We start from the raw sequence: 24,095 nt of genomic DNA on the forward strand, positions 1-24,095 counted from the left end.
GGCGACGCCGTTCGCGCCGACACTCGGCGCGTCACAGCCCCGAGTAGGCGTGCAGTCCCTTGAAGAAGACGTTCACGATGCCGAAGTTGAACATGACGGCGGCGAAGCCGATGATGGACAGCCACGCCGACCGGGTGCCGCGCCATCCGCGCGTCGCCCGCGCGTGGATGTAGCCCGCGTAGATGACCCAGATGATGAAGGTCCAGACCTCCTTGGTGTCCCAGCCCCAGTAGCGGCCCCACGCCGACTCGGCCCAGATGGCGCCGGCGATGAGCGTGAAGGTCCAGAAGATGAAGCCGATGATGCTCACGCGGTAGGCGAGGTTCTCGAGGCGGTCAGCGCTCGGCAGTGTCGCGAGGAAACGCATCTTGAGGGCCGAGAGTTCGAGCTGCAGTCGCTCCTGGCGCGCCTGGACGAGCTGCACGACCGAGAGCGCGAAGCCGAGGGCGAGGAACGCGGTTCCGAGGCTCGCGACGAAGACGTGCACGACGAGCCACGCCGACTGGAGTGCCGGGATGAGCGGCGCGACCTCGACGTAGAAGTTCCACGACAGCCCGAGGAGGATGACCACGAGTCCGGTCACGAAGGTGCCGAGGAAGCGCAGGTCCTCGCGCGTGAGCACGACGAGGAAGACGCCGATGATGAGCAATGTGCCGGTCATCGCGAACTCGTACATGTTCGCCCACGGGACACGACCGGCCGCGATGCCGCGCGTCACGTCGGCGGCGAGGTGGACCACGAAGCCGAGAATCGTGAGGGCTACGCCGACGCGCAGTGACGGTGACCGCGAAGCGGTGACGCGCGCCTCTCCCCCGGTGCCTGTCGGACGATCGACCGTGAGGGTGCGAACCGACGACGCTTCGGACCCGGCCGTCGAGGAGCTGCGGGCGACCGCGCTCGGCACGACCGCGTCGGCGGCCTGCCGCACTTCGGTGCTGCGCCGCGCGAGGTCGAAGGTGAAGGCGATGAAGGCCAAGGCGTAGAGCGCAAGCGCCGTCCACAGGGCCATCACCGAGAAGTCGTTGAGATCCACCCCTCCAGACTACCTCGCGAAGCTGAGGCCGAGAGGGGCCGCGATCCGCACCGGGACGCGGAAGGCGGCGGTCAGGGGCGCTCGACTCCGAGGGCCGTTCCGTGCCGGTAGGCGAGGGCCTCGACGGCCTCGGCGAGTCCCGGATCCTCGCCGCGCGCGAGGCCCGCGTACTCCACGCGGACACCGCTCGTCGGCTCGTCGTCGCCGTCGGCCCCCTCGCCGTCGCGAGCGCCGGGAGGACCGTCGGCGGGATGCACCGCGATCCACACGCGCCGACGGGGTACGAAGAGCGAGGTGAGCAGACCGAGCGTCACGAGCACGGCGAAGAGCAGCACCCACACCTGGCTCGGATCGCTGTGGATGTCGAGGGACGCGAAGCGCGGGACCGAGTTCGAGAAGTCGCCCGTCGCGGCGTCCGGGTCGGCGTTCCCGAACTCGATCGAGCCGAGACCGTTCGGCAGCTCCGCCGACTGTCCCGGCAGCAACTGGATGGCCTCGACGTCCGAGTCCCGACCGGCGACCTGGGTCATGTCGTCCGTGTTGAGCGTGTATACCGAACGCGGGACGCCGCCGTCGATGCCGAGGTCGCCCGTGTAGACGTTGAGCGACAGCATCGGGAGGACGAGGTCGGGGAAGGTCGAGGTGAAGGCGCCGTCCTCGAGCGGCTGCGCCGTCGGGTAGAAGAAGCCGAGCAACCCGACTTGCTTCTCGAGTCCGTCGGGGACCTTCACGACGCCGACGGACGTGAGGTTTGCGTCCTGCGGAAGGAACGGAACCGAATCTGTGAAGACGACGGTGCCCTCCGGGTCGCGCACCGTGATGGTCGGCGCGTAGCCGTTGCCGAGCAGGAAGACGTCCGTGCCGGCGAAGCGCAGCGGCTGGTTCACCTTCATGCTGTGGTCCTCGGTGTCGCCGTCCGGTGTGGTCGTCGTGAGATGCGCCGTGAAGTCGATCGGCTGCCCGAAGGCGTCGGCGTTCTGCGTCTCGTACGTCACGTCGAACCGGTCGAGCGTGAGGGCGTACGGCGACAGGCTGTCCTGGTCGAAGAACCGGCCGGGGTTGATCGTGTCGTAGTCGATGACCGAATTGACGAACGACTGGCCCTCGACGACGACGCGCTGACCGGAGTAGCCGAACCCGCCGCCGATCCCCACGGCCACGAGGACGCCGACGAGCGAGGCGTGGAACACGAGGTTTCCGGTCTCCCTCAAGTAGCCGCGCTCCGCCGACACCGACCGGACCCCGCGCTGGTCGTACTCCTCGACGCGATAGCCCGACTTCTTCAGGAGTGTGCGCGCCTCCGCGATCGCGGTGTCCGGGTCGACTCCCGCGTAGGTCTCCTCGATGTGGTCCGCGAGACGCGACAACCGCGCAGGGGTCCGCGGCGGACGGGAGCGCATCGCGTCGAAGTGGTGCTTCGTGCGCGGGATGATGCAGCCGATGAGCGACACGAACAACAGGATGTAGACGGCCGAGAACCACGCCGAGCTGTAGACGTCGAAGAGCTGCAGCTTGTCGAGCACGGGCGCGAGGTCGGGGTTGTCGACGAAGTACTGCGTGACGCCGTTCGGGTCGCTCGAGCGCTGCGGCACGAGCGAGCCGGGGATGGCCGCGATCGCGAGCAGAAGGAGGAGGAGGATCGCCGTGCGCATGCTCGTGAGCTGGCGCCAGAAGAACCGCAGCGAGCCGACGACGCCGAGCTTCGGCGAGACGGGACCGTCAGGGCGCGCGGCGCTCTCGGGCGCCTCGCCGTCGAGCTCGGGTCGCGCGTTCGGATCGTCGATGCGGTCGGAGGGCCCGCGGAGGTCGGCGGATCGGGCGGGACGCTGCGGTTTCGCGCCGCGATCGGAATCAGAGGACGAGGTCAAAGCCGTACATCACCCCCTGGAGCTGGTACATGATGAGCGACCACACGCCGGTGACCATGAGCAGGCCCACGACGATGAGCAGCACGCCGCCGACGATGTTGACGGCGCGGATGTGGCGGCGCAGGAAGCTGACGGAGCGGGTGGCCCAGCCGAGACCGAGGGCGATGAGGATGAACGGGATGCCGAGACCGAGGCAATAGCCGAAGGCGAGGAGCGCGCCCTGCCAGGCCGTTCCGCCGGTGAAGCCGAGCGACAGGACGGCGGAGAGGGTCGGACCGATGCACGGCGTCCAACCGATGGCGAAGACGGCTCCGAGGAGCGGTGCGCCGCCGAGGCCCGTCGCCGGCAGCCAGGCCAGCTTCGCGGTGCGCTGGAAGGCGCCGAAGCGGCCGATGAACACGAGGCCCATGAGGATGACGATGACGCCGAGGACGCGCGTGATGACGCCCTCCCACTGCACGAACCAGGCGCCGATCGCACCGAAGGCCGCTCCGTACAGCACGAAGACGATCGCGAAGCCGAGCACGAAGAGCGACGCTCCGAGCACGAGGCGTCGGCGATCCTGACGCCCCTCCCCCTGGAAGCCGCCGACGTAGCCGAGGTAGCCCGGCACGAGCGGCAGGACGCACGGCGACGCGAACGACACGAGCCCCGCGAGCATCGCGAGCGGCACGGCGACGAGCAGCGAGCCGCTCGTGATGACCTCCCCCGGGTTCACTCCTCGGACTCGGCGATCGTGTCGCGGATGAGGGTGTCGAGGATCGACGCGTCGCGCACCTGGCCGACGATGCGGGCGGCGATGCGGCCCTCGGCGTCGAGCACGAGTGTCGTCGGCACGGCGTTCGGCGGCACGGAACCCGAGAACGCGAGCTTCACGGCTCCGTCGTTCGTATCGATGATCGAGGGGTACTCGATGCCGTAGGTCTCGTCGAACGCGATCGCCGTGTCCGCCTGGTCGCGGACGTTCACGCCGAGGAAGCTCGCGCCCTGACCCTCGTACTGCGCGCTCAATTCGACGAGGTCGGGAGCCTCGGCACGGCACGGTGCACACGCCGCGTACCAGAAGTTCACGACGAGCACCTCGCCGACGTAGTCGTCCGAGGTGACGGTCTCCCCGTTCTGGTCGACGCCGGAGAACTCGACGGGGTCGTCGCGCTCGGCCGGCGGGACCTCCGTCCAGCTGCCGTCTCCCGCGATATAGCCCTTTCCGCTGCCCTCGCGATACTGCTCAGCGAGCGGATCGTTCGTGCACCCGGTGAGCGCGAGGAGCGCGATCGCGGCTGCGGCGGCGAGTCGCGCACCCCGGCGTCGTCGAAGAGCGTTCATGGTCACACCGCCCCCACATCGGTGGCCGCTGTCGCGAGGCCCGCGGCCGGGTCGCGATAGAGGACCTCGACGAAGCCGTCCCCGCGCCGCTCGAGTGTCGTGATGCTCGAGAGCGCGCAGCGCCGCTTGCGCGGGTCGTGCGGCAGCGGGATGCCCGCGACCGTCGAGTGCACCATCCAGATCGGCAGCTGATGGCTCACGATGACGACGTCGCCCTCCGGCGTGCTGTCCCACGCGTCGCGGACGGCGGCGAGCATCCGTGCGGAGATCGACACGTACGGCTCTCCCCACGTGGGGATGCGCGGGTTCCGCAACGCGAACCAGTTGCGCGGGTCACGCACGGCACGCGCCATGACGCGTCCCTCGAAGTGGTTCGCGGGCTCGATCAACCGCTCGTCGAGTTCGACCTCGAGCCCGAACCGCTTCGCGACGGGAGCCGCAGACTCCTGCGTGCGCTGGAGCGGCGAGGCGATGATGCGCGAGACCGGCGCGTGCTCGTCCTGCAGCGCGAGGGCCGCGGCTGCCGCCATGCGTTCTCCGAGGGTCGAGAGCCGGAATCCGGGAAGGCGTCCGTAGAGCACGCGCGAGGGATTGTGGACCTCGCCGTGCCGGACGAGATGGATCCGGGAGGCAGACACCCCTCCAGTCTACGTTCGCGCCGCCTGAGCGTTCGCCCGCGTCCCGCACGCCCCGAGTAGGCTTGACCCCCGTGAGCGAACGCACCCTAGTCAAGAATCTGGCCGCCCTCGAGGACGGCCCCGTCAGTGTGTCCGGATGGGTCGAGACCGTCCGGGATCAGAAGAAGGTGCAGTTCGTCGTCCTCCGCGATGAATCGGGCGCCGTCCAGCTCGTGAACCCCGCCGTCCGCGAGCTCGTCGACGACGACGATCCGGAGAGCGCCACGAAGCTCGCGACGACGGAGGCGATCTCCGCCCTCGCGCACGGCTCGTTCCTCACCGTCACCGGCGCGCTGAAGCACGACGAGCGGGTGAAGCTTGGCGGCCTCGAGGTCAGGATCGGCGCGCTCGAGGTCGTGAGCGAGTCCCTCCCCGAGACCCCGATCGCCGCAGACTCGAGCCTCGACAAGCGTCTCGACTGGCGCTTCCTCGACCTCCGCAACCCGAAGCAGAATCTCATCTTCCGGGTACAGACGACGATCGAGCACGCCTTCCGCCAGTACTGGATCGACAACGACTTCATCGAGATCCACACGCCGAAGCTCATGGCCTCCGCGAGCGAGTCGCGCGCCGAGCTCTTCGAGGTCGGCTACTTCGAGACGACGGCGTACCTCGCCCAGAGCCCGCAGTTCTTCAAGCAGATGGCGCAGCCGGCCGGCTTCGGCAAGGTGTTCGAGATCGGCCCGGCCTTCCGCGCCGACCCCTCGTTCACGAGCCGCCACGCCACCGAGTTCACGAGCGTCGACGCGGAGATCAGTTGGATCGAGTCCCACGAGGACGTCATGGCGCTCCACGAGGAACTCCTCGTCGCGGCGTTCACGGCCGTCAAGGAGAAGCACGGCGAGGCCCTCAAGGAGCACTTCGACCTCGACGTCGTCGTGCCGTCCCGCCCGTTCCCCCGCATCCCGCTCGCCGAGGCGAAGCGCATCGTCGGCGAGCGCGGCTACGAGATTCCGCGCGCGGACGACGACATGGACCCCGAGGGCGAGCGTCGCATCGCGGCGTACGTGAAGGAGGAGTTCGGGCACGACTTCGTGTTCCTCACGGACTACGCCTCGAGCATCCGGCCGTTCTACCACATGCGCCACGAGGGCGACTCGTCGCTCACGAACAGCTACGACCTCATCTTCAACGGCGTCGAGATCTCGACGGGTGCGCAGCGTGAGCACCGTGTCGACGTGCTCATCGAGCAGGCGCGCGAGAAGGGTCTCGAACCGGAGGAGCTCGAGTTCTACCTCGACTTCTTCCGCTACGGCGTTCCGCCCCACGGCGGCTTCGGTATGGGTCTCGCCCGCGTCCTCATGCTGCTGCTCGGCGAGCAGTCGATCCGCGAGACGACGTACCTCTTCCGCGGCCCGACGCGCCTCCTCCCCTAACCCCGCAACATTAATTTGGCGATGGTGCGCGTAACTACACGCACCATCGCCACATTGATGCCCGGTCAGAGGGTGTAGTCGATGGAGGCGCGGTCCGCGACGACGCTGCCGACGTAGGCGGCGGCCTCCTGATGGGCCGGGTGCTTCTGGTACCCGTCCAGCGCGTCGAGATCGTCGAACTCCGACACGAGCACGACGTCCCAGTTCCGGTCGGGATAGGCCTCGTTCGTCGCGACGGAGAGCGACCGGATCTCCTCGACCACGCCGACGAGTGCCGTGAGCCGCTCCGCGATCCCCGCGGCGTGCTCCGCACGCGTCTGCGGATCGGTCGCGGCGAGCTTCCACGTGACGATGTGTCGGATGGTCATCGGTCCTCCAGGATCGCGTTCGTGAGGCGACCGGCGTCCACGCGCCAGTAGCAGTGCTGCCGACCGTCGATCAGCACGACCGGGATCATCTCCCAGTAGCGCTCCCGCAGGGGCTCGTCGTCGGCGATCGAGAGCTCCTCGACCGTGATCTCCGGGCCGTCCGACCGCGAGGCGACCTCCGCCACGACCGATTCGACAACCGATCGGGCGTCGTCGCACAAGTGGCAGTCCGGTTTCCCGATGAGAGTGATGGCGACGGTCACCCGCTCAGCCTACCGACGCCCGGCAGCGGCACGGCCACGTCGCCCGTCAGTCGTCGGGCGTCACCCAGATCGCCCGCGCGGCAAGGACACCGAGCTCGGTCTCGAGGGGCCGCCCCGTCTCCCCGCTCTCACGACCGAGCACGAGCACGCCCGCGACCTCGACCCGGTCGCGGACAGACACGCGCGTGTCGAGGACGATGCCGTGGGTGCCGAGGTAGCGCAGGAGCGCCGGGTCCTCGTCCGAGATGCGCGCGATCGTGCCTCCCGTCCCGACGGCGAGGTCGGCGAGGTTCACGGCGTCCGAGGTGGAGACCCGACCGTCGCGCCGCGGGATGAGGTCGCCGTGCGGATCACGTTCGGGGAACCCGAGCTCCTGATCGATGCGGTCGATGAACGTCTCCGATGCGGCGTGTTCGAGGTGTTCGGCCTCGTCGTGCACCTCGTCCCAGCCGTACCCGAGCCGCTCGACGAGGTACGACTCGAGCAACCGGTGCCGGCGGACCATCTGCACGGCGGCGGCGCGTCCGTCGGACGTGAGGGTCACCGCGCCGTAGCGCTCGTGCTCGACGAGGCCGTCCGCGACGAGCTTCTTGAGATTGCCGGAAACCGTCGACGTCGCGACCCCGAGCCGTGCGGCGATGTCGCCAGCGGCGGCGTGCTCGTCGCTCCACTCCTCGGCCTTCCAGATGGCGCTCACGTAGTCCTGCGCCATACGCGTCAACCGGTCGAGATCCACGGGAGCGAGTCTAGGGGGCGACGGTGTCGGGGCGCGGGGACCTGTGACGCCGCCACCGGCGCCGCACGGCCGCCACGAGGACACCGTGCCGCGGACTCACGAGGAACACGGCGGCGAAGGCGACGCCCTGCGCGAGCACCACCATCCCGCCGGGAGCGGTGTCGAGGAAGTAGCTCGAATAGATGCCGACGACGGCCGACGCCGCGGCGATCGACGGCGCGACGACGAGCATGCGCGGGAACCGGTCGGTGAGGAGGTACGCCGTGGCTCCCGGGATGATGAGCATCGCCACGACGAGGATCACTCCGACGGTCTGAAGCGCGACGACGGCGGTGAGCGCGAGCACGCCGAGGAGCAGGGCCCCGAGCAGCCGCGGTGAGAGGCCGATCGCGTGGGCGTGAGTCGGATCGAACGCGAACAGCGTCAGGTCCCGCCGCGTGACGAGGAGCACGGCGGCCGCGACAGCGCCGAGCACGAGGATCTGGACGAGGTCCCCCGTCCCGATCCCGAGCACATTCCCGAAGATGATGTGGCCGAGGTCGGTCTGACTGGGTGTCACCGAGATGAGCACGAGCCCGAGCGCGAAGAGCGTCGTGAAGACGATGCCGATCGCGGCGTCCTCCTTCACGCGACTCGTGTCGCGCACGACGCCGATGAGGGCGACGGCGAGGAACCCGAATACGAGGGCACCGATCGCGAAGGGCGCGCCGACGATGTAGGCGAGCACGACTCCCGGGAGCACGGCATGCGACACGGCATCCCCCATGAGCGACCAGCCGATGAGCACGAGCCAACAGCTCAGCAGAGCGCACACGACCGCCGCGACGACGGTCGCGACGAGAGCGCGCACCATGAAGTCGAACTGCAGGGGTTCGAGCAGGAGCCCGAGAAGTCCGTCGAATCCGGTCATGTCAGTCCTCCTCCGCGAGCACATCCAGTCCGAACGCCCGAGCGAGCTGCTCCGGGCGCAGCACGTCTCGCGGGTCGCCGTGGGCGAGCACCCGACGGAGCAGGAGCACCGCCTCGTCGCACAGGGCCGGAAGCGCTCGGAGGTCGTGCGTCGACACCACGACAGTCCGCCCGTCGTCCGCGAGTTCGCGGAGCAGACGACTGATCGTCGCCTCTGAGCGCTTGTCGACGCCCGCGAACGGCTCGTCGAGGAGTAGGACGTCCGCTCCCTGCGCGATGCCGCGGGCCACGAAGGCGCGCTTGCGCTGGCCACCGGAGAGCTGTCCGATCTGCCGCTGCGCGAACTCCGTCAACTCGACGCGGTCGAGTGCTTCCGCGACGGCGGCGCGATCGGCCGCGCTCGGGCGACGCAGGAAGCCCATCCGTCCGTACCGCCCCATCATCACGACGTCGGCGACGCTCACGGGGAACTGCGCGTCGATCTCCTCGCTCTGCGGGACGTACCCGACGACGCCGCGCTTCCGGGCGATGCCGGGCGTGAGCCCCGTGACCGCGACGCTCCCCGAGTCGGGAGTCACGAGTCCCATGACCGATTTGAACAGCGTCGACTTCCCGGACCCGTTCATCCCGACGAGCCCGCACACCCGACCGGGCAGGATCGTGACGCTCGCCTCGTCGAGACCGAGGACGTCCCCGTACCGCACGGTGACGCCACGCAGTTCGAGCGCCGGCACCACGCCTGCCCCGGTCACCGGTCGGCTCCCGAACCGGTGAGGCCCGAGACGATCGTGCGGACGTCGTGACGGAGGAGGTCGAGATAGGTCGGCACGGGACCGCCGGGCAAGGACAGCGAGTCGACGTAGAGCACTCCCCCGAAGCGGGCTCCCGTTGCCCCGACCACCTGCCGCATGGCGGAGTCGGAGACCGTCGACTCGCAGAAGACGGCGGCGACGTCGTTCCTCTCCACGAAATCGATCGCTCCGGCGATCTGTCCGGGCGTCGCCTGCTGCTCGGCGTTGACGGGCCAGAGGTACGCCTCCTCGAGCCCACCGTCACGGGCGAGGTAGGAGAACGCGCCCTCGCAGGTGACGAGCGCCCGCTGTGTCGCTGGCAGGGTCGCGAGACCCGCCACGAGTTCGTCGTGCACGTCGGCGATCTCGTCGGAATACGCGTCGCCGTTGGCACGGAAGTCCGCCGCGTTCGCGGGGTCGAGATCGCTGAAAGCGTCGACCATGCTCGCGACGTAGCGCTGCGCCTCGACGGGCGACATCCAGGCGTGCGGGTTCGGGCGACCGGCGTATGCGTCCGAGGCGATCGGAATGGGGTCGACGTCGTCGCTCACGACGGCGTGGGGCACGTCGAGTTCCCCGACGAACCGCTCGAACCAGGCTTCGAGTCCGAGGCCGTTGTCGAGCACGAGGTCGGCGTTCGCCGTGACGCGCACATCCCCGGGAGTCGGCTCGTAGCCGTGGATCTCCGCCCCCACCTTGGTGATCGACTCGATCCGGAGATGGTCGCCCGCGACGTTGCGGGCCATGTCCGCGAGGACCGTGAACGTCGTTGCGACGACCGGACGGTCGTCTGGCGGCGCGGCGGCCTCGCACCCGCTGAGAGCGACCGAGGCTGCGAGCACCGTGGCGAGCGCACCGAGTGACGGCGGTCGGCGGAATCGGCGGCGGGCCGACCGGCGGCGTCTCGGAGTCGCTCGGTCAGAGGCGTCCGGAGCTGTCGCCGTCGACAAGGGCACTGGCATGCGATCAGCCTAATGTTCGACCCGTACGATGACAATGTTCGGGTATCCGAACATTGCTCCGGGTCACCGACCTCCGGTCATCGACCACCGGTGTCTCGCGCCCGCCGCTCGGGAACGCCAAAAAGCGCCAGGCCGATCGGCCTGGCGCTCGTCCGACGCGCGACTCTACTTCTTGTTGCGGCGCTGGTGGCGGGTCTTACGAAGGAGCTTGCGGTGCTTCTTCTTCGCCATACGCTTGCGGCGCTTCTTGATAACAGAACCCACGGATACCTCACTGAAGAATCGGAAAGGGTCACGACGAGCGCGACCTGAGAAAAAATGCCTCGGGACAGTCTAGCCGATCGGCGAGCCTCCGGGCGCACGGGCAGGATACGAGCCCGTCGAGGCCGGAAGATTCACGACGCGTCGGGGTTTGTTGGGTTGTCCCCCAAACATCCGACTACCCCCGTCGAGAGGGACGCGTCAGGATCAGGGGACCAAGGGATCGGGGGATCACCGTGGACGAGACGACTCACGACTGGTGGGTCCTGGGCGCGGATCACGGCCGCGCCCTGCTCCATATGCAGAGCGCGTGGGTCGGGCGGTCCGGACCGAGCGACTTCCGCCTGCCCGACGGCCGCGACGAGGACGAACTCGTCGCGAGCGGCGAGTTCGCGTCGTGCTCCTTCTCGCTCTGGTTCGAGCCCGTGCCCGGCGGAGTCCTCGTCGGCGACATGATCGCCGCGAACGGAGCGGGCTACAAGATCGTCTCGGACCGAATCATCGAGGCATTCGACGAGCTCGACGTCGTGGGATTCCTCTCCACCCCGGCAGACCTGCGCACGCACGACGGCTCGCGGCTCGCCGGCTTCCACTTGCTCCACGCCCTCCCCGAGTCTCCCGGCCACAAAGTCCGACCGTTCTTCGGTGATCTCGCCCACGTGTGGCTCTTCGAAGTGAGCTCTCGCGTGCGCTGGGAGCTCGCGCGTCGCGGCATCGACGACATGCGGATCCGCCCGGCCCGCGTGCTCACAGACGACGCGCACTGGCTCGTGAGCGACCTCTCGGCGCTCGATCCGCCGTGAGTCGCGCTCGGAGCAGCCACACGCTCGGGCGACCGATCGGTCGCGTCAGGCGGAGTGCTCGCCCGCGTCGGCGACGGGCCTGTTGAGCACTGCGAGCACGGCGGACTCGGGCACCCGGAATGACCGACCGAATCGGATGGCGGGGAGGTCGCCCGAGTGCACGTGCCGGTAGACGGTCATCTTCGACACCCGCATCATGTCGGCCACCTCGGCGACCGTGAGGAAACGGGCATCGGACAGTCCGTTGCTCACGGGAACCTCCCCATCGTGTCGAGTGTGCGGCAGTATCGGCCGCGCCCGCGTGAGGCTCCTGTGACCGATGTGATTGACGATCACTTTAGTGACCGCGACTCCGAAAAGCCATGCTCCCGAAGACGGGTCAGAAGGCCGCTCAGGGGCGGAGCTTCTTGCCGACGGCATGCACAGCGCTCGTGACGCGGTGGGTGGTGTCGGCGACGGCGTGGCCGATGGCGTCCGCGACCTGCTTCGCCTGATCCGGGAGGCTCGCGACCATCTGCCTCGCTTGCTCGGCCGGGTCGAAATCAGCGCTCAGGAACGGGATGAGCCAGTCCTCGACGCTCTCGAGCGGCGTGTAGTCGAGGCTGTAGTAACGGTGCTGACCCTCCTCACGGACGGAGACGAGGCCGGCCTCCCTCAACACCTTGAGGTGCTTCGAGACCGTCGGCTGACTGAGCCCGAGGTGCGCGACGATCTCGGACACGCTCGTGCCCGGCTGCTCGTCCTCGGTGTCGGGCACGTGGCCGTCGAGCAGCACCTGGAGGATGTCGCGTCGCGTGGGATCCGCGATCACGGTGAAGATGTCGGCCATGGCCTCAAGGCTAGTGAGTCCGGGGACGGAGTACCATGACATTCGATTCGCTCGGTTCGACACCGAAATCACAGGCACCGGGGGTCTCCATGGCACTCAAGGGCGACCTCCATCGCTCTCCGATCGCGCACCGCTACTTCTGGGAACGGGTCCGCGACGCCGTCAACGACTTCACGGGCAGTTCGCCGTCGCGATTCGCGATCCTCGTGTTCACGTTCCTCATCCTCGTGTTCACGCTCCTCTTCAGCCTCCCGATCGCGACGAACAGCGGCGAGCGCGCCGAACTGGCCGACGCGTTCTTCACGGCTGTGTCCGTCATCTGCGTCACAGGACTCGCGACGGTCGACATGGCGTCGCACTGGTCGCTCGTCGGCCACATCTTCGTCTACATCGGCGTCCAGATCGGCGCTGTCGGGGTTCTGACCCTTGCGTCTATCCTCGGACTCGTCATCTCGCGCCGCCTCGGACTCCGCGCGAAGCTCATCGCAGCGAGCGACTCGAACCCGCTGCGTGCGCACCACGGGCCCGTCTCCGAGAGTCAGGCCGTCCGCCTCGGCGAGGTCGGCAACCTCCTCGTGACCGTCGCACTCAGCCTCGTCGTCATCGAGGCCGGCGTCGCGGCCCTCTTGTTCCCCCGCATGCTGATCGACGGGATCCCCCTCTGGGACGCGATCTGGAACAGCTTCTACTACTCGGCGATGGCTTTCACGAACACGGGCTTCACCCCGAACGCCGAGGGCCTCGCCCGGTTCGAGAACGACTACTGGTTCCTGTCGATCCTCATGATCGGCGTCTTCCTCGGGGCCGTCGGCTTCCCTGTGATCTACGCGCTCCAGAAGCAGCTGCTCAAGCCGCGGCTCTGGTCGCTGCACGTCAAGCTCACGGTCGTGACGACGGTGCTGCTCCTCTTCATGGGCGCGCTCGCGTTCATCATCCTCGAGTACAACAACCCGAAGACCTTCGGCACCTTGAACGCGTCGGACACGATCTTCCAATCGCTGTTCCTGTCGATGATGACGAGGTCCGGCGGATTCGCGACGATCGACATCCCCGACCTCAACGGATCGAGCCTTCTCGTCGCCGACATGCTCATGTTCATCGGCGGCGGCTCGGCGTCCACCGGCGGTGGCATCAAAGTGACGACGCTCGCCGTCCTGTTCCTCTCGGCCGTCGCCGAGGCGAAGGGCAACCCCGACATGGAGGCGTTCGGACGCCGGATCCCCGGCGACGTCTCGCGCGTCGCCGTGAGCGTCGTCCTGTGGGGGGCGACGATCGTCGCCGTCTCGACCGTGACGCTCCTGCACATCACGAAGGCCTCACTCGACTACGTGCTCTTCGACGTCATCTCGGCATTCGGCACGGTGGGCCTCTCCACGGGCCTCACGGGTGATCTCCCGGAATCCGGCAAGTACGTGCTCGGACTCACGATGCTCCTCGGTCGCGTTGGTACAGTGACACTCGCAGCGGCGGTGGCGGCAAGTCAGACGTCGAAGCTCTTCAGACGTCCAGAGGAAAGGCCGATCGTTGGTTGATCGCATCAAGCACGACGCGCCCGTTCTCGTGATCGGGCTGGGTCGGTTCGGCGCGGCGTGCGCCGGGGAACTCGATCGGCTCGACCGCGAAGTGCTCGCGATCGACGAGGACATGGGCCTCGTCCAGAAGTGGTCCGAGCGGATCACGCACACGGTCCAGGCCGACGCCCGCAATCTGGAGGCCCTCAAGCAGATCGGTGCTGCGGACTTCTCGATCGCCGTCGTCGCCGTCGGCTCGTCGATCGAGGCGAGCGTGCTCATCACCGCGAACCTCGTCGACCTCAAGGTGCCGCAGATCTGGGCCAAGGCTGTCTCGCAGTCGCACGGCAAGATCCTCACCCGCGTCGGCGCCAATCACGTCATCTACCCCGAGGCGGAGGCTGGCGAGCGCGTCGCGCACCTCGTGAGCGGCCGGATGCTCGACTTCATCCAGTTCGACGACGATTTCGTCCTCGTGAAGATGTACCCGCCGAAGCCCATCCGCGGCCTCAACCTCACCGAGAGCGGCGTGCGCACGAAGCACCGCATCACCGTCGTGGGTGTCAAGAGCCCCGGAAAGCCGTTCACCTACGCGACCGCGGACACGGTCGTCTCGAACCACGACCTCATCATCGTGTCGGGCACGTCCGCCGACATCGAGCGCTTCGCGGCCCTCGGCTCCTGACCCCCGGGCGCGTTGATTTGGCGATGGTGCGCGTAACGACGTGCACCATCGCCAAATTGATGGTCAGGGGGTGGGGGCCGCGAGCTCGCGAGCGCGCGCGAGGGCGGCGTCCGTCGCCTCGGTGAAGACGCGCTCGAGGCCGGCTGCTCGGAGGACCGCGATCGCGCGCTCCGTCGTGCCCTTGGGGCTCGTGACTTGGATGCGCAGCTCCTCGGCGGTCTTCTCCGATGACACGAGCAGTTCGGCCGCTCCGAGGAAGGTCTGCGACACCAGCAGGTCGGCCTCCTCGGGCGTGAATCCCTTGCCGATGGCCGTGCGAGTGAACTCCTCGACGAGGTAGAACACGTAGGCGGGGCCGGAGCCCGAGATCGTGCTGAGGGCGTCGAGTTTCCCCTCCGGAACCTCGAGCACCTCTCCGACGGTCTCGAACACCGAGCGCACGACCGCGAGGTCGTCGTCGCTCGAACGCGTCCCCGCGGACAGGCCGGTGAGGCCGCGACCCACGATCGACGGCGTGTTCGGCATCGAGCGGATGACGGCGACCCCCTCCTGCAGGATCGATTCGAAGGTCGCGACGGTCACGCCGGCGGCGACGCTCACGACGATCGTGCCCGGCTCGAGGACGTCGGCGATCTCGCGGAGCAGGTCGGGGACCATGGCGGGCTTGACCGCCACGAGCACGACGGCGGCGCCCTCGACGGCCTCGCGGTTCGCGTCCGGTCGCTCCTCGAGGGCGAGGGACGTGACCCCGCGGAGGCGACCGAGCGGCTCAGCCTTCTCGCGCGTCCGGTTCGTCACGGTGATGCCGCCGTCGACCTCGACGTGCGGTTGCACGAGGCCCGAGAGGATCGCACCGCCCATCGAACCGGTGCCGAGGATCGCAATGCGGGGAAGAGTCGTCGGGGTGCTCACGAGCCCATCCTAGGAGGCCGTCGAGGCGCTATCGTGGCTCGGTGGCGGCTCATGCCGGCGAACGCACGAGGAGACGACAGGAACGATGGCGATCACGATCGGGCACGGCACTCGTGTGCTCTTCACCGACGACAGCGTCACCGACACCGGCCGCCGCGAGGTCCTCGACACGGCCATCTGTGATGACGACTCGCGGCACGCCTTCGTCTCGACAGGAGCGGCCTCGTGACCACGCTCAACCGTCTCGCCGTCGACGGAGGCCAGACGGGCACGCGGTTGAGGCTCACCGATGGCACCGGGACCGTGCTCGTCGAGCAGGAGCTGCCCGGCATCCTCACCGACCGGCCGATCCTCCCGCAGGTCGCGGCCTACTCGACGGAGCTCGCCGCGGTCTCCGGACACCGGATCGACGAACTCGCCCTCGGCCTCTCCGGACTCACTCCCGCCGCGTCGCGGCCCGAGGTTCTCCTCGCCGCCGTGGCTCCGCTCGGCGTGCGCCGAGTAGCGCTCGCCCACGACTCGGTGAGCGGGTACCTCGCCGCCAACGGCCTCACGACGGGAGCGATGCTCGCGGTCGGCACGGGGGTCGTGATCCTGGCGGCGTCGGAGACCTCCGTGGCCAAGGTCGACGGCTGGGGCTACCTCGTCGGCGATGTCGGCAGCGGTTTCTGGATCGGCCGGGCCGGCCTCGAAGCGGCGATGCGCGCATTCGACGGTCGCGGCGAGCCGACGGTGCTCGAGGCGGCGGCCCGGGATCGCTTCGGAGCTCTCGACGAGCTGTACATGGTGATCCAGGGCGACGAACGCCGCGTGTCCGTCGTCGCGTCCTTCTGCCGCACGGTCATCGAGGCCGCGACGGCGGGCGACGGCGTGTCGCTCCGCATCGTCTCGGCGGCCGCCCGAGAGCTCGCGCACTCCGCCGCGACGGCACTCCGACGGACGGGTTGGGAGCCGGGCTCCGCGACGCGTGTCGGGGCCGTCGGAGCCCCCGTCACCCGCTCGGAACTCATGCGGAGCGAACTCGCGGCGGGGCTCACGATCGAAGCCCCCGGCGCGCTCCTCGAGCCGCCCCTCGGCGAGCCGATCGACGGCGTCGGAGCCCTTCTCGACGTGCCGCCGACCCACGCGCTGCACGGATCGATCCTCATCGCGTCGGCCTGACGTTCGCCGTCCCCGCGGGATCGTCTCTCGCGGGCGGGCATGGGCCCCGGACCGGTCGGAGATCCGACGGCGTCAGCCCCAGTCGCCGCGGTCCGGCGACGCGCGACGGCTGGATCGCGCCGCCGTCCTCAGAGCTCGGTCGGCTGCTCTCCTCGGAAGAACCGGGTGAGCAGTCTCGAGCAGCGTTCCTCGTCCACGCCTCCGACGACCTCGACGCGGTGGTTGAGTCGTCGGTCGCGCACGAGGTCGAAGACGGATCCCGCAGCCCCGGCCTTGTCGTCCCAGGCTCCGAAAGCGAGCCTGTCGAGCCGAGCGGCGACGATCGCACCCGCGCACATGACGCAGGGCTCGAGCGTCACGACGAGCGTCGCTCCCGGCAACCGCCAGTCCCCCGTCGCGGCAGCGGCGTCGCGGATCGCGATGACCTCGGCGTGGGCGGTGGGGTCGTGGTCGCCCTCTTTGCGGTTCCGACCCCGACCAATCACGCGCCCATCGCGGTCAAGGACGACGGCACCGACGGGCACGTCTCCGGCCTCGAGGGCCGTTTCAGCCTCAGCGTGCGCGTACTCCATCGCCTCGAGGATCATGCGGTCGACGATCACGATGATCCGCATCCTCTCCCGACAGGTGCAACCGGTAGGTTAGAGCCTATGCGAGTGCACGTTGCCGACCACCCCCTCATCACCCACAAGCTCACCGTCTTGCGGGACGAGCGGACGCCGTCGCCCGTGTTCCGAGCGCTGACCGAAGAGCTCGTCACGCTGCTCGCCTACGAGGCGACGCGCAACGTGCGGACGGAGTCCGTCACGATCCAGACTCCCGTGACGGAGACGCTCGGCCTCGAGATCAGCCGCCCCCGGCCACTCGTCGTCCCGATCCTCCGCGCGGGCCTCGGCATGCTCGACGGGATGGTCAAGCTTCTCCCGACCGCCGAGGTCGGCTTCCTCGGCATGGTGCGGAACGAAGAGACGCTCGAGCCGACGACGTACGCGGAACGACTGCCGGACGATCTGTCCGACCGTCAGTGCTTCGTCCTCGATCCCATGCTCGCGACGGGCGGATCGCTCGGTGCCGCCATCGAGTTCCTCTTCGATCGCGGTGCCGTCGACGTCACGGCGATCTGCCTGCTCGCGGCGCCCGAGGGCGTCGCCGCCCTCGAGAAGGCCACGGAAGGCCGCGACGTCACGATCGTGCTCGGGTCGCTCGACGAGCGCCTCAACGAGAACGGTTACATCGTGCCCGGTCTCGGTGACGCGGGCGACCGCCTCTACGGCCTGGTCTGACCCTTCCTCGCTCGTAGGACGCGACGAACGTCCTGCGAACCGGACCAGGACGTCTCCCAACAGCTCGCAGGATCCGCGATGATGAACAACTGCGGCGAAGAACCTGCATTATGACCGCGACTTTCGTCACCTTGTGCAATGAATTGACACACTTCTCCGCGCGTGTGTTTAATCAACCTCATGACTGACAACGCGTACGTCCCGGGCTCCGTCGAGCTTCATCGGACTGCCGGCATGATGATGGCCGGCCGCGTCGCCTCCTGTTGTCGAATGTGCCGCTGATCCTGCGCCGTTCGCCCCGATCCCACCCCACCGTCGCAGCCACAGCCGGTCACGGGATCTCCGCGGGTCCTTCGGACCTCGCGGCCGACTGACGCTCCGCCGGTCGGCGCTCCCGAACCCCACCCGGGTTCCTTCTCGAACAGGACGACGCGGTCGTCGCTCGTTCCGACCTCCGGGTCGCACCGTCTTCATCATCATCAAGGACTCCTCCCATGTCTCTCGCCCACATCGACAGCCACCCGTCCTTCGAGCAGCAGCTCGAGCGCCAGCAGACCCCGTCCGATGCCCCGGGCCGCCGTCTCAGCGCCGTCCCGTCCGGCGCCGAAGCCCGCGGCTTCGTGCTCTACGTCGGCGTCGACGAGGCCAAGGCCGCCGCCGCCGGAACCGATCTCGGGGCGCTCGTCCAGGCGCTCAAGGCCCTCGCGGCCGACCTCGTCCCGGCGTCCGAGACCTACGCGGCCGTCGCCCTCGCACCCGAAGGGGTCGGAGGTCGCGACGTCGACGTCGTCCGCCTCGCCCTCCAGGAGCCGGCCGCCCTCGCCCGGCACCGACACGTCGACGAGGCCGAGGACGCCGACCTCGACCGCGCACACGACGGTGTCGTCATCGACATCTCCCGCAAGCGCGTCGTTCTCGACAACGAGGTCGCGTCGCTCACGTACAAGGAGTTCGAGCTCCTCCAGTTCCTCGTCCTGCGCGAGGGACGCACGGTCGGGCGGACAGAACTCATCGAGTCGCTGTGGAAGGCCGGAGACGAGGACGGTGTGCCGAACGAGCGCACGATCGACGTCCACGTACGCCGTCTCCGCTCGAAGCTCGGACGGTACGAGGACATCGTTCGCACGGTTCGTGGCGTTGGCTACCGGTTCGACCGCCACGCCGACGTCTCGATCCGGCACGCGTCCACGCCGTCGCCCGACCTCTTCTGAGACGAGCCGCGCCGCTCCCCCACCCGAACACGTCCGATGTGCACGAGTTTTCGTGCACATCGGACGTGTTGAGACACCCGCGGGGGGTCAGTTGTGGACGGAGACCTCTGTGCCGACCTGCGCGAAGCGGTAGACGGCCTCGGCCGCGCCGATCGTGAGGTTGACGCACCCGTGGCTCATCATCGCGCCGGCCCCGAAGTTGCTGTGCCAGTACGTTCCGTGCAGACCCTGGTCGCCGTTGAAGTACGTGACCCAGGGCACATCCTTCGTGCAGTAGTCGTAACCGGGAACGCAGCCCATATCCTGCTTCGTCAGCTGGGCGTACACGCGGTAGTTGCCGTTGTCGGTCGGGCTTCCCGGCTTACCGATCGCCATCGAGTACGTAGCCATGAGCTTCTCGTTCTCGTACAGGCGGGTGACGCCGTCGCTCTTGTCCACGTCGATGCGGCGGTACAGCTCGTGCGTCTGCGCCTCCTGGACCTCGACGGCCAGCTCGTAGACGCCGTTGCCCGCTCCGAGCTGCTCGGCGAAGCTCGCGGCGACACCGTCGGTGGTGGGAAGGGCCCAGCCGTCCTGACCCTTCTGGATCGTTCGGAGATGCTTGCCGGCGGAATCGGTGACGACCTTCTCGTCGACGACGGTCCGATTGACCTTCTCGGGCACCGTCGCGACGACCGCGGCGATCGCGGCCTCGTCGGCCGAGACGTGGAAGGTGTCGCCGTCCGTCGTGATCGTGAGCCACGACGCGACCACGGCGGGTTCGACCGCGACGGCCTTCTCGCCGTTGATGTAGAAGCCGGCCTGACCGATCAGGGTGTTGAGCGAGTCGGCCTCCGCCTGTGCCTCGTCCGTCGTGATGACGGCCTCGACCTCGCTCGGCTGCGGCGTGACCGTGATGGCGCCACCGCCGTCGGCGAGCGCTGCCGAGATGCTCGACGCGAGAGCGTCGAGGTCGACGCCCGTGCCGGCCTGTGCCTCGGCAACCGAGTAGGCGGATGCCGCGGTGTCGAAGGCCACTCGGGCGTCGACCGGGTCTGAGAAGAGCGTCGGGGCGGCGCCTCGCAGAGCGGTCGTCGCCGCTTCCTCGTCGATGTCGACGTCGAGATCGAGTGAGCCGGCATTCCAGCTCCCGACGTTCCAGAGCGGGTGGTCGGCGTGGGCGCGCTCGGCGATCGCTTTCGCGTCGACGGAGAGGCCGAGATCGGCCCCCGTGAGCGCCACGTCACCGTTCTCACCCTCGATCGTGATGGTCGTGGACGCGAGCGAGGTCATGATCGACTGCGCGGCGGCATCGCTCGTCCGCCATCCGATCTCGGCACCCGCTGCGCTGACACCGGGAGCCACGAGGAGGAGGGAGCACGCGGTCGCGGCGACGGCGAGTAGACCGCCGGGTACACCGAACCACAGGCCGAGGTGACGCTTCTTGCGGACCGGCTCAGCCGGTGCCCACTCGTACTGAACCACGACTCTCCAGACCCCTTCGCGCCGGACCCCCCGGCAGAACACGTCGTTCCATGGTAAGCGCCGATCCGCGGGATCGGCATACCCGAGTCTCACGAATCGGCTACGATTCGTGCCCGCTTCGGGGGGACACCCGATCGCTCGAGGAGCCCGGGTTCAGCCGGCGGTCTCCGCGGCGGCGCCGTTCCGGTGCTCCTCGTCCCCGTGGCGCGCGAGCGTCCAGACTCCGAAGCCCGCCATCGCACCGGCGAACAGGAAGATCGCGATCGCGTACAGAGGCGCGCTCGCCGCCTCGCCCAGCACGATGATGCCGAGGCCCACGGCGACGATCGGATCGATCACGGTGAGCCCCGCGACGACGAGCGACGCCTTGCCGGTCACGTACGCCTTCTGCACGAAGAAGACGCCGAGCGCGAGCGTCGCGACGAGGGCCACGACGCAGACGACCGTGAGCCACTCGAAATTGCCCGTGATGACCCGGTTGATGACGACCTTCGCGAGAGTGACGACGAAGCCGTAGAGAACGCCGGCCGCCACGATGTAGAAGGGCGCGCGGAGCGAGCCGTGAGCGCGGGCGTACAGCACCACCGCGATCGCGTAGATCACCGCGAGCAGCGAGAGGATGATGAGCAGCTGGACCTCGCCGATGGGCTCCTCGTGGGCGAAGATCGCGGCCGCCGTCACGAAGATCGCGATACCGCCGACGCACATCGCGATCGAGCGGATCTCGACGCCGTCGAGGCGTCGTTTCACCTGCCTCGCACCCAGCAGAGCGGTGATGACGAGCGCGATGGCGCCGAGCGGCTGCACGACGATGAGCGGCGCGAAGCCGAGTGCGACGAGCTGAAGGACGACGGCGGAGCCGAGCAGCACGGTGCCGACGAGCCAGGACGGTCGCCTGAGGAGGAGCGGCAGCTGGCGGATTCCGAAGCCCCCGGCGCTCGCGGCCTTTCCCACGCCGCGCGACTGATAATGCGTCCCGAGGGCGAGGAGCACAGCGGCGATGAGGGCGATCGGGATCCCGATCGCCTGATAGGGCGTCACCGAGATGTTGAGATCATCCTCGAGCATGCGGTGGTCCTCCGGTCGGGGGCGTACGGCGGGCGCGACGTCGGCGTCAGGAGGCGACGACCGGGGCCGGCGCCTTCTTGGCGTCCTGACCCGGGAAGACCACCTTCTGGATGATGATAATGACCGAAGCTGCGATCGGGATGGCGACGAGCGCACCGAGCACCCCGCCGAGCGCACCGCCCGCGACGGCCGCGATCACGACGACGGCGCCCGGGACGGACACGGCGCGGTTCATGATGCGCGGGCTCAGGATGTACGCCTCCACCTGCATGTAGATCAGGTAGTAGATGCCGGCCCACAGCGCCGTCTGCGGGGAGTTGAAGAAGCAGAGCGCGGTGATGATGATCGACGCGGAGAGCGTTCCGACGAGCGGGATGAGCGAGCCGATGAAGGCGAGCAGCGCGAGCAGCGCGGGCAGCGGTGCCTGGATGATCGTGAGGAAGACGAAGCTCAAGACGCCGTTCACGAGCGCGAGGCTCACCTGACCCATGACATACCGCCCGACGGCTCCCGTGACCTGGTCGGTCACATCCGCGAAGGCCTGACGCCGGTAGGCGGGGACGAAGCGGTAGAGCGCGCGCTTCATGCTGCGGAGCGACCCGAGGAAGTAGAGCGTCAGGATCGTGACGATCGTGACGGCCGTGATGCCGGTCGCGACGCCGGCGCCGACCGCGACGATGCCGCCACCGATCGAGAGCAGATTCGCGGGATCCTGGATGAAGGAGAGCGCGCCGTTGACCGCGTCCTGGAATCCGTCGCCGAACATGTTCTCGAGGTTGTTGTACCACTCGCTCGCGAGGATGTCGTCGACATACCCGGGGATGTCCTCCACGAGGTTGGACGTCTGCTTCACGAGAATCGGGACGATCGCGAACAGGATGCCGGCGACGGCCACGAGGGCCCCGAGGACGACGATCGCGATCGCCGCCGGTCGCGGCAGCTTCTTCTCGATGAGCGAGACGAGCGGGTCGAGCCCGAGGGCGAGGAAGAGCGCGAGGCCGACGTAGACGAGCACCGTGGAGAGCTGCGTGACGATACTGCCGACGAGAAGGGCCACGAGGACGCCGAGACCGCCGAGGAGCCCCATGCGGAACGCGTTGATCCGGATGGGGGGCAGGGGACCGTACCCCTCGGCCTCGATCGTCTTCACTTCGAAGTGGTCGGCGCTCGTCGATCGACGGAACGGGTTCTGCAATGTGCGTGTCCTCTCGAGCCGCGGGTCGGGCGACGCCCGCGCTGCGCGTCCGGTCCACCGCCGCCGCTCCCCGCGCTCTCATGATCGCGCACGGCGCGCCCATCCTGGGGGATCTTGCGACGCGGCGCGGCTCGCAGACGGCAGCTGATGAATGTACTACTCGGTGGGAGACGGGGGCCGAAAGCCATCACATCCGCCTCGCGGTGGCCGACGACCGGCTCGGTCCGCTCCGCGACCTCGACGTGAACCTCACGCCCGACGAGAGCTTCGCGATCGACGCCCATCCCTTCCGGGATCACGACGGGCGGTGGTACCTGTTCTTCGCTCGCGACGTGCTCGACGATTTCCGACACGATTCGAGATCGCACTAGCCGTCGTTACCGTTCCGTTATATATTTGGAGAACGGAAGCCGTTTTGCTGTGGCGGCCTTCGTGAATGTGATTGCAGGACACTCTTGGTGCAAAGGGAGAGGGTCGGTCGTATGCCTCTACGACCGGCCCTCTACTGCGTTACACGCCTCCTCCGCGCCGATGCCGACCGAGTCTCACGTAGGTTGGAACGATGACCACGCCGAGCGACGGGCCGGACCAGCAGAACGGCGCCTCCCTCCTCCGCGACGCCGGGGGCGCCATCGCGTTCGGACTCGGGCTGCTCCTGCTCGCCGCCGGTCTCATCCTCGGCGTGCTGGGCCTCACCGGCGCACCGACCGTCGTCGGAAGCGGCATCGCCCCGGCGCTCCTCGGGCTCCTGCTCGTGCTCGGCGGACTCGCGACGGCGATGGCCGGCCTCCTCGCCCTGTATCGGCGACTCACGCGCGGCGGCCCGACCGGCCGGTGAGGCTGCGTCGCGCCGCCCGCCCCGGGCATACCGACATCACGTGTCCACGGCCGCGTCCCACCGATCGCGAGGAGGGCTCGGGTAACCGTAGGCTGGGGCGAGGGAAAGGAACGCACTCATGGCTTCGACGTCCGCGGCGGTGACCGCTTGGGAGTCCCTCTTCCGTGCGCAGGTCGGCGTCATGCGCGCGTTGGCCGCCGAGTTCCCGACGGCCGTCCTCTCGCTCAACGAGTACGACGTGCTGTTCAACCTCTCGATCCAGCCCGATCGCAGCGCCCGGCTCCGCGACATCAACGACCTCGTGCTCATCAGCCAGCCGAGCGTGTCACGACTCGTCGACAAGCTCACGAAGCGTGGACTCGTCGGCAAGTGCCCGGATGCGAACGACGGCCGCGGTACGATCGTCCGCCTCACGGACGAGGGGTACGCGCTCTACCGACAGGTGGCTCTCGAACACGTCAAGGTCATCTCGCGCGTCATGACCGCCGAACTGGGCGATGACGACCTGTCAACCCTCACGGCCCTCACGGACCGCATCAGTTCCGGATTGCGCCACCGCACCTAG

Annotated in this window: 30 protein-coding genes; 11 read left to right on the forward strand and 19 right to left on the reverse strand. The window is 68.6% G+C overall.

Going from position 1 to position 24,095, the window contains the following annotated elements; translation table 11 throughout:
• Nucleotides 1-31: 31 nt before the first annotated feature.
• The 5 genes from ccsB to ELQ90_RS09305 all read right to left on the reverse strand — a co-directional run bounded on the left by ccsB (nucleotide 32) and on the right by ELQ90_RS09305 (nucleotide 4,865).
• A complete protein-coding gene (gene ccsB / locus ELQ90_RS09285) occupies nucleotides 32-1,009 on the reverse strand; it encodes a c-type cytochrome biogenesis protein CcsB (RefSeq protein WP_128495209.1) in 978 nt (325 codons plus the stop codon).
• A gap of 95 nt (nucleotides 1,010-1,104) precedes the next feature.
• Entirely contained in the window at nucleotides 1,105-2,817 is a 1,713-nt protein-coding gene (resB, locus tag ELQ90_RS09290) for a cytochrome c biogenesis protein ResB (RefSeq protein WP_424980812.1), read from the reverse strand.
• A 67-nt stretch (nucleotides 2,818-2,884) separates the two neighbouring features.
• Nucleotides 2,885-3,619, reverse strand: a complete 735-nt coding sequence (locus ELQ90_RS09295) for a cytochrome c biogenesis CcdA family protein (protein ID WP_243696100.1) — start codon at nucleotides 3,617-3,619, stop codon at nucleotides 2,885-2,887.
• Complete coding sequence (locus ELQ90_RS09300) at nucleotides 3,616-4,227, reverse strand: TlpA family protein disulfide reductase (protein ID WP_128494987.1); 612 nt, start codon at nucleotides 4,225-4,227, stop codon at nucleotides 3,616-3,618. Before ELQ90_RS09300 ends, ELQ90_RS09295 begins: the two co-directional genes overlap by 4 nt.
• Before the next feature lie 2 nt (nucleotides 4,228-4,229).
• On the reverse strand, nucleotides 4,230-4,865 hold the full coding sequence (locus ELQ90_RS09305; RefSeq protein ID WP_128494988.1) for a histidine phosphatase family protein: 636 nt from the start codon (nucleotides 4,863-4,865) through the stop codon (nucleotides 4,230-4,232).
• A 71-nt stretch (nucleotides 4,866-4,936) separates the two neighbouring features.
• On the opposite strand from ELQ90_RS09305, the gene aspS reads away from it, so the two are divergent.
• Nucleotides 4,937-6,280, forward strand: coding sequence for an aspartate--tRNA(Asn) ligase (aspS, locus tag ELQ90_RS09310; RefSeq protein ID WP_128494989.1), 1,344 nt, complete (start codon nucleotides 4,937-4,939; stop codon nucleotides 6,278-6,280).
• A 65-nt stretch (nucleotides 6,281-6,345) separates the two neighbouring features.
• On the opposite strand, the gene ELQ90_RS09315 is transcribed toward aspS, so the two are convergent.
• The 7 genes from ELQ90_RS09315 to ELQ90_RS09345 all read right to left on the reverse strand — a co-directional run bounded on the left by ELQ90_RS09315 (nucleotide 6,346) and on the right by ELQ90_RS09345 (nucleotide 10,573).
• Nucleotides 6,346-6,648, reverse strand: coding sequence for a Dabb family protein (locus tag ELQ90_RS09315; RefSeq protein ID WP_128494990.1), 303 nt, complete (start codon nucleotides 6,646-6,648; stop codon nucleotides 6,346-6,348).
• A complete protein-coding gene (locus ELQ90_RS09320) occupies nucleotides 6,645-6,911 on the reverse strand; it encodes a glutaredoxin family protein (RefSeq protein WP_128494991.1) in 267 nt (88 codons plus the stop codon). The genes ELQ90_RS09315 and ELQ90_RS09320 overlap by 4 nt, the downstream gene beginning before the upstream one ends.
• Before the next feature lie 46 nt (nucleotides 6,912-6,957).
• Entirely contained in the window at nucleotides 6,958-7,647 is a 690-nt protein-coding gene (locus ELQ90_RS09325) for a metal-dependent transcriptional regulator (RefSeq protein WP_243696101.1), read from the reverse strand.
• A 10-nt stretch (nucleotides 7,648-7,657) separates the two neighbouring features.
• Nucleotides 7,658-8,557: a metal ABC transporter permease gene (locus tag ELQ90_RS09330; RefSeq protein WP_128494992.1), complete on the reverse strand. Its 900-nt coding sequence runs from the start codon at nucleotides 8,555-8,557 to the stop codon at nucleotides 7,658-7,660.
• Nucleotide 8,558: 1 nt separating this feature from the next.
• Nucleotides 8,559-9,308, reverse strand: a complete 750-nt coding sequence (locus ELQ90_RS09335) for a metal ABC transporter ATP-binding protein (RefSeq protein WP_243696102.1) — start codon at nucleotides 9,306-9,308, stop codon at nucleotides 8,559-8,561.
• On the reverse strand, nucleotides 9,305-10,309 hold the full coding sequence (locus ELQ90_RS09340; RefSeq protein WP_128494993.1) for a metal ABC transporter substrate-binding protein: 1,005 nt from the start codon (nucleotides 10,307-10,309) through the stop codon (nucleotides 9,305-9,307). Before ELQ90_RS09340 ends, ELQ90_RS09335 begins: the two co-directional genes overlap by 4 nt.
• Nucleotides 10,310-10,474: 165 nt before the next feature.
• Nucleotides 10,475-10,573, reverse strand: a complete 99-nt coding sequence (locus ELQ90_RS09345) for a 30S ribosomal protein bS22 (protein WP_003792170.1) — start codon at nucleotides 10,571-10,573, stop codon at nucleotides 10,475-10,477.
• Nucleotides 10,574-10,806: 233 nt separating this feature from the next.
• On the opposite strand from ELQ90_RS09345, the gene ELQ90_RS09350 reads away from it, so the two are divergent.
• The gene (locus tag ELQ90_RS09350) at nucleotides 10,807-11,373 is read left to right on the forward strand and encodes an imm11 family protein (protein ID WP_128494994.1); all 567 of its coding nucleotides are present in this window, start codon (nucleotides 10,807-10,809) and stop codon (nucleotides 11,371-11,373) included.
• Nucleotides 11,374-11,418: 45 nt separating this feature from the next.
• On the opposite strand, the gene ELQ90_RS09355 is transcribed toward ELQ90_RS09350, so the two are convergent.
• Together ELQ90_RS09355 and ELQ90_RS09360 are read right to left on the reverse strand one after the other, a co-directional pair.
• Nucleotides 11,419-11,625 carry a helix-turn-helix domain-containing protein gene (locus ELQ90_RS09355; RefSeq protein WP_128494995.1) on the reverse strand — a complete coding sequence of 69 codons (207 nt, stop codon included), beginning with the start codon at nucleotides 11,623-11,625 and terminating at the stop codon, nucleotides 11,419-11,421.
• Between the two features lie 139 nt (nucleotides 11,626-11,764).
• Nucleotides 11,765-12,202, reverse strand: a complete 438-nt coding sequence (locus ELQ90_RS09360; protein ID WP_128494996.1) for an ArsR/SmtB family transcription factor — start codon at nucleotides 12,200-12,202, stop codon at nucleotides 11,765-11,767.
• Between the two features lie 89 nt (nucleotides 12,203-12,291).
• Between ELQ90_RS09360 and ELQ90_RS09365 the strand changes: the two genes are divergently transcribed.
• Together ELQ90_RS09365 and ELQ90_RS09370 are read left to right on the forward strand one after the other, a co-directional pair.
• On the forward strand, nucleotides 12,292-13,734 hold the full coding sequence (locus ELQ90_RS09365; RefSeq protein WP_128495214.1) for a TrkH family potassium uptake protein: 1,443 nt from the start codon (nucleotides 12,292-12,294) through the stop codon (nucleotides 13,732-13,734).
• A complete protein-coding gene (locus ELQ90_RS09370; protein ID WP_128494997.1) occupies nucleotides 13,727-14,398 on the forward strand; it encodes a potassium channel family protein in 672 nt (223 codons plus the stop codon). Before ELQ90_RS09365 ends, ELQ90_RS09370 begins: the two co-directional genes overlap by 8 nt.
• Before the next feature lie 63 nt (nucleotides 14,399-14,461).
• Here ELQ90_RS09370 and proC read toward each other — a convergent pair whose 3' ends face one another.
• The gene (gene proC / locus ELQ90_RS09375) at nucleotides 14,462-15,310 is read right to left on the reverse strand and encodes a pyrroline-5-carboxylate reductase (RefSeq protein WP_279432132.1); all 849 of its coding nucleotides are present in this window, start codon (nucleotides 15,308-15,310) and stop codon (nucleotides 14,462-14,464) included.
• An 85-nt stretch (nucleotides 15,311-15,395) separates the two neighbouring features.
• Between proC and ELQ90_RS16595 the strand changes: the two genes are divergently transcribed.
• On the forward strand, nucleotides 15,396-15,539 hold the full coding sequence (locus ELQ90_RS16595) for a hypothetical protein (RefSeq protein WP_166408955.1): 144 nt from the start codon (nucleotides 15,396-15,398) through the stop codon (nucleotides 15,537-15,539).
• Nucleotides 15,536-16,471, forward strand: a complete 936-nt coding sequence (locus ELQ90_RS09380; protein ID WP_128494998.1) for an N-acetylglucosamine kinase — start codon at nucleotides 15,536-15,538, stop codon at nucleotides 16,469-16,471. The genes ELQ90_RS16595 and ELQ90_RS09380 overlap by 4 nt, the downstream gene beginning before the upstream one ends.
• A 128-nt stretch (nucleotides 16,472-16,599) precedes the next feature.
• Here ELQ90_RS09380 and tadA read toward each other — a convergent pair whose 3' ends face one another.
• On the reverse strand, nucleotides 16,600-17,043 hold the full coding sequence (gene tadA / locus ELQ90_RS09385; RefSeq protein ID WP_128495216.1) for a tRNA adenosine(34) deaminase TadA: 444 nt from the start codon (nucleotides 17,041-17,043) through the stop codon (nucleotides 16,600-16,602).
• 78 nt (nucleotides 17,044-17,121) lie between these two features.
• Here tadA and upp point away from each other — a divergent pair, with 78 nt between their 5' ends.
• On the forward strand, nucleotides 17,122-17,754 hold the full coding sequence (upp, locus tag ELQ90_RS09390) for a uracil phosphoribosyltransferase (RefSeq protein WP_128494999.1): 633 nt from the start codon (nucleotides 17,122-17,124) through the stop codon (nucleotides 17,752-17,754).
• A gap of 494 nt (nucleotides 17,755-18,248) precedes the next feature.
• On the forward strand, nucleotides 18,249-18,965 hold the full coding sequence (locus ELQ90_RS09395) for a winged helix-turn-helix domain-containing protein (protein WP_128495000.1): 717 nt from the start codon (nucleotides 18,249-18,251) through the stop codon (nucleotides 18,963-18,965).
• Between the two features lie 87 nt (nucleotides 18,966-19,052).
• Here ELQ90_RS09395 and ELQ90_RS09400 read toward each other — a convergent pair whose 3' ends face one another.
• From ELQ90_RS09400 to ELQ90_RS09410, 3 genes are all read right to left on the reverse strand, one after another.
• Nucleotides 19,053-20,429 carry a L,D-transpeptidase family protein gene (locus tag ELQ90_RS09400; protein WP_128495001.1) on the reverse strand — a complete coding sequence of 459 codons (1,377 nt, stop codon included), beginning with the start codon at nucleotides 20,427-20,429 and terminating at the stop codon, nucleotides 19,053-19,055.
• Nucleotides 20,430-20,582: 153 nt separating this feature from the next.
• Nucleotides 20,583-21,497, reverse strand: a complete 915-nt coding sequence (locus ELQ90_RS09405; RefSeq protein WP_128495002.1) for a DMT family transporter — start codon at nucleotides 21,495-21,497, stop codon at nucleotides 20,583-20,585.
• Nucleotides 21,498-21,543: 46 nt separating this feature from the next.
• Nucleotides 21,544-22,692, reverse strand: coding sequence for an AI-2E family transporter (locus tag ELQ90_RS09410; RefSeq protein WP_341810314.1), 1,149 nt, complete (start codon nucleotides 22,690-22,692; stop codon nucleotides 21,544-21,546).
• A gap of 5 nt (nucleotides 22,693-22,697) precedes the next feature.
• Here ELQ90_RS09410 and ELQ90_RS16805 point away from each other — a divergent pair, with 5 nt between their 5' ends.
• The 3 genes from ELQ90_RS16805 to ELQ90_RS09425 all read left to right on the forward strand — a co-directional run bounded on the left by ELQ90_RS16805 (nucleotide 22,698) and on the right by ELQ90_RS09425 (nucleotide 24,095).
• The gene (locus ELQ90_RS16805) at nucleotides 22,698-23,063 is read left to right on the forward strand and encodes a glycoside hydrolase family protein (RefSeq protein ID WP_208020614.1); all 366 of its coding nucleotides are present in this window, start codon (nucleotides 22,698-22,700) and stop codon (nucleotides 23,061-23,063) included.
• Nucleotides 23,064-23,254: 191 nt separating this feature from the next.
• Nucleotides 23,255-23,530, forward strand: a complete 276-nt coding sequence (locus tag ELQ90_RS09420) for a hypothetical protein (protein ID WP_128495003.1) — start codon at nucleotides 23,255-23,257, stop codon at nucleotides 23,528-23,530.
• A 118-nt stretch (nucleotides 23,531-23,648) separates the two neighbouring features.
• Entirely contained in the window at nucleotides 23,649-24,095 is a 447-nt protein-coding gene (locus tag ELQ90_RS09425) for a MarR family winged helix-turn-helix transcriptional regulator (RefSeq protein ID WP_128495004.1), read from the forward strand.

This window comes from Labedella phragmitis (genome assembly GCF_004078635.1).
Classification (GTDB): Bacteria; Actinomycetota; Actinomycetes; order Actinomycetales; family Microbacteriaceae; genus Labedella; species Labedella phragmitis.

What these genes read in the sequence shown, in the direction of transcription:
- ELQ90_RS09300 (WP_128494987.1), bottom strand. Translation starts at nt 4,227, where the DNA reads ATGAACGCTCTTCGACGACGCCGGGGTGCGCGACTCGCCGCCGCAGCC.
- ccsB (WP_128495209.1), bottom strand. Translation starts at nt 1,009, where the DNA reads ATGGCCCTGTGGACGGCGCTTGCGCTCTACGCCTTGGCCTTCATCGCC.
- ELQ90_RS16595 (WP_166408955.1), top strand. Translation starts at nt 15,396, where the DNA reads ATGGCGATCACGATCGGGCACGGCACTCGTGTGCTCTTCACCGACGAC.
- ELQ90_RS09360 (WP_128494996.1), bottom strand. Translation starts at nt 12,202, where the DNA reads ATGGCCGACATCTTCACCGTGATCGCGGATCCCACGCGACGCGACATC.
- ELQ90_RS09315 (WP_128494990.1), bottom strand. Translation starts at nt 6,648, where the DNA reads ATGACCATCCGACACATCGTCACGTGGAAGCTCGCCGCGACCGATCCG.
- ELQ90_RS09425 (WP_128495004.1), top strand. Translation starts at nt 23,649, where the DNA reads ATGGCTTCGACGTCCGCGGCGGTGACCGCTTGGGAGTCCCTCTTCCGT.
- ELQ90_RS09420 (WP_128495003.1), top strand. Translation starts at nt 23,255, where the DNA reads ATGACCACGCCGAGCGACGGGCCGGACCAGCAGAACGGCGCCTCCCTC.
- ELQ90_RS09395 (WP_128495000.1), top strand. Translation starts at nt 18,249, where the DNA reads ATGTCTCTCGCCCACATCGACAGCCACCCGTCCTTCGAGCAGCAGCTC.
- upp (WP_128494999.1), top strand. Translation starts at nt 17,122, where the DNA reads ATGCGAGTGCACGTTGCCGACCACCCCCTCATCACCCACAAGCTCACC.
- tadA (WP_128495216.1), bottom strand. Translation starts at nt 17,043, where the DNA reads ATGGAGTACGCGCACGCTGAGGCTGAAACGGCCCTCGAGGCCGGAGAC.
- ELQ90_RS09340 (WP_128494993.1), bottom strand. Translation starts at nt 10,309, where the DNA reads ATGCCAGTGCCCTTGTCGACGGCGACAGCTCCGGACGCCTCTGACCGA.
- ELQ90_RS09365 (WP_128495214.1), top strand. Translation starts at nt 12,292, where the DNA reads ATGGCACTCAAGGGCGACCTCCATCGCTCTCCGATCGCGCACCGCTAC.
- ELQ90_RS09405 (WP_128495002.1), bottom strand. Translation starts at nt 21,497, where the DNA reads ATGCTCGAGGATGATCTCAACATCTCGGTGACGCCCTATCAGGCGATC.
- ELQ90_RS09330 (WP_128494992.1), bottom strand. Translation starts at nt 8,557, where the DNA reads ATGACCGGATTCGACGGACTTCTCGGGCTCCTGCTCGAACCCCTGCAG.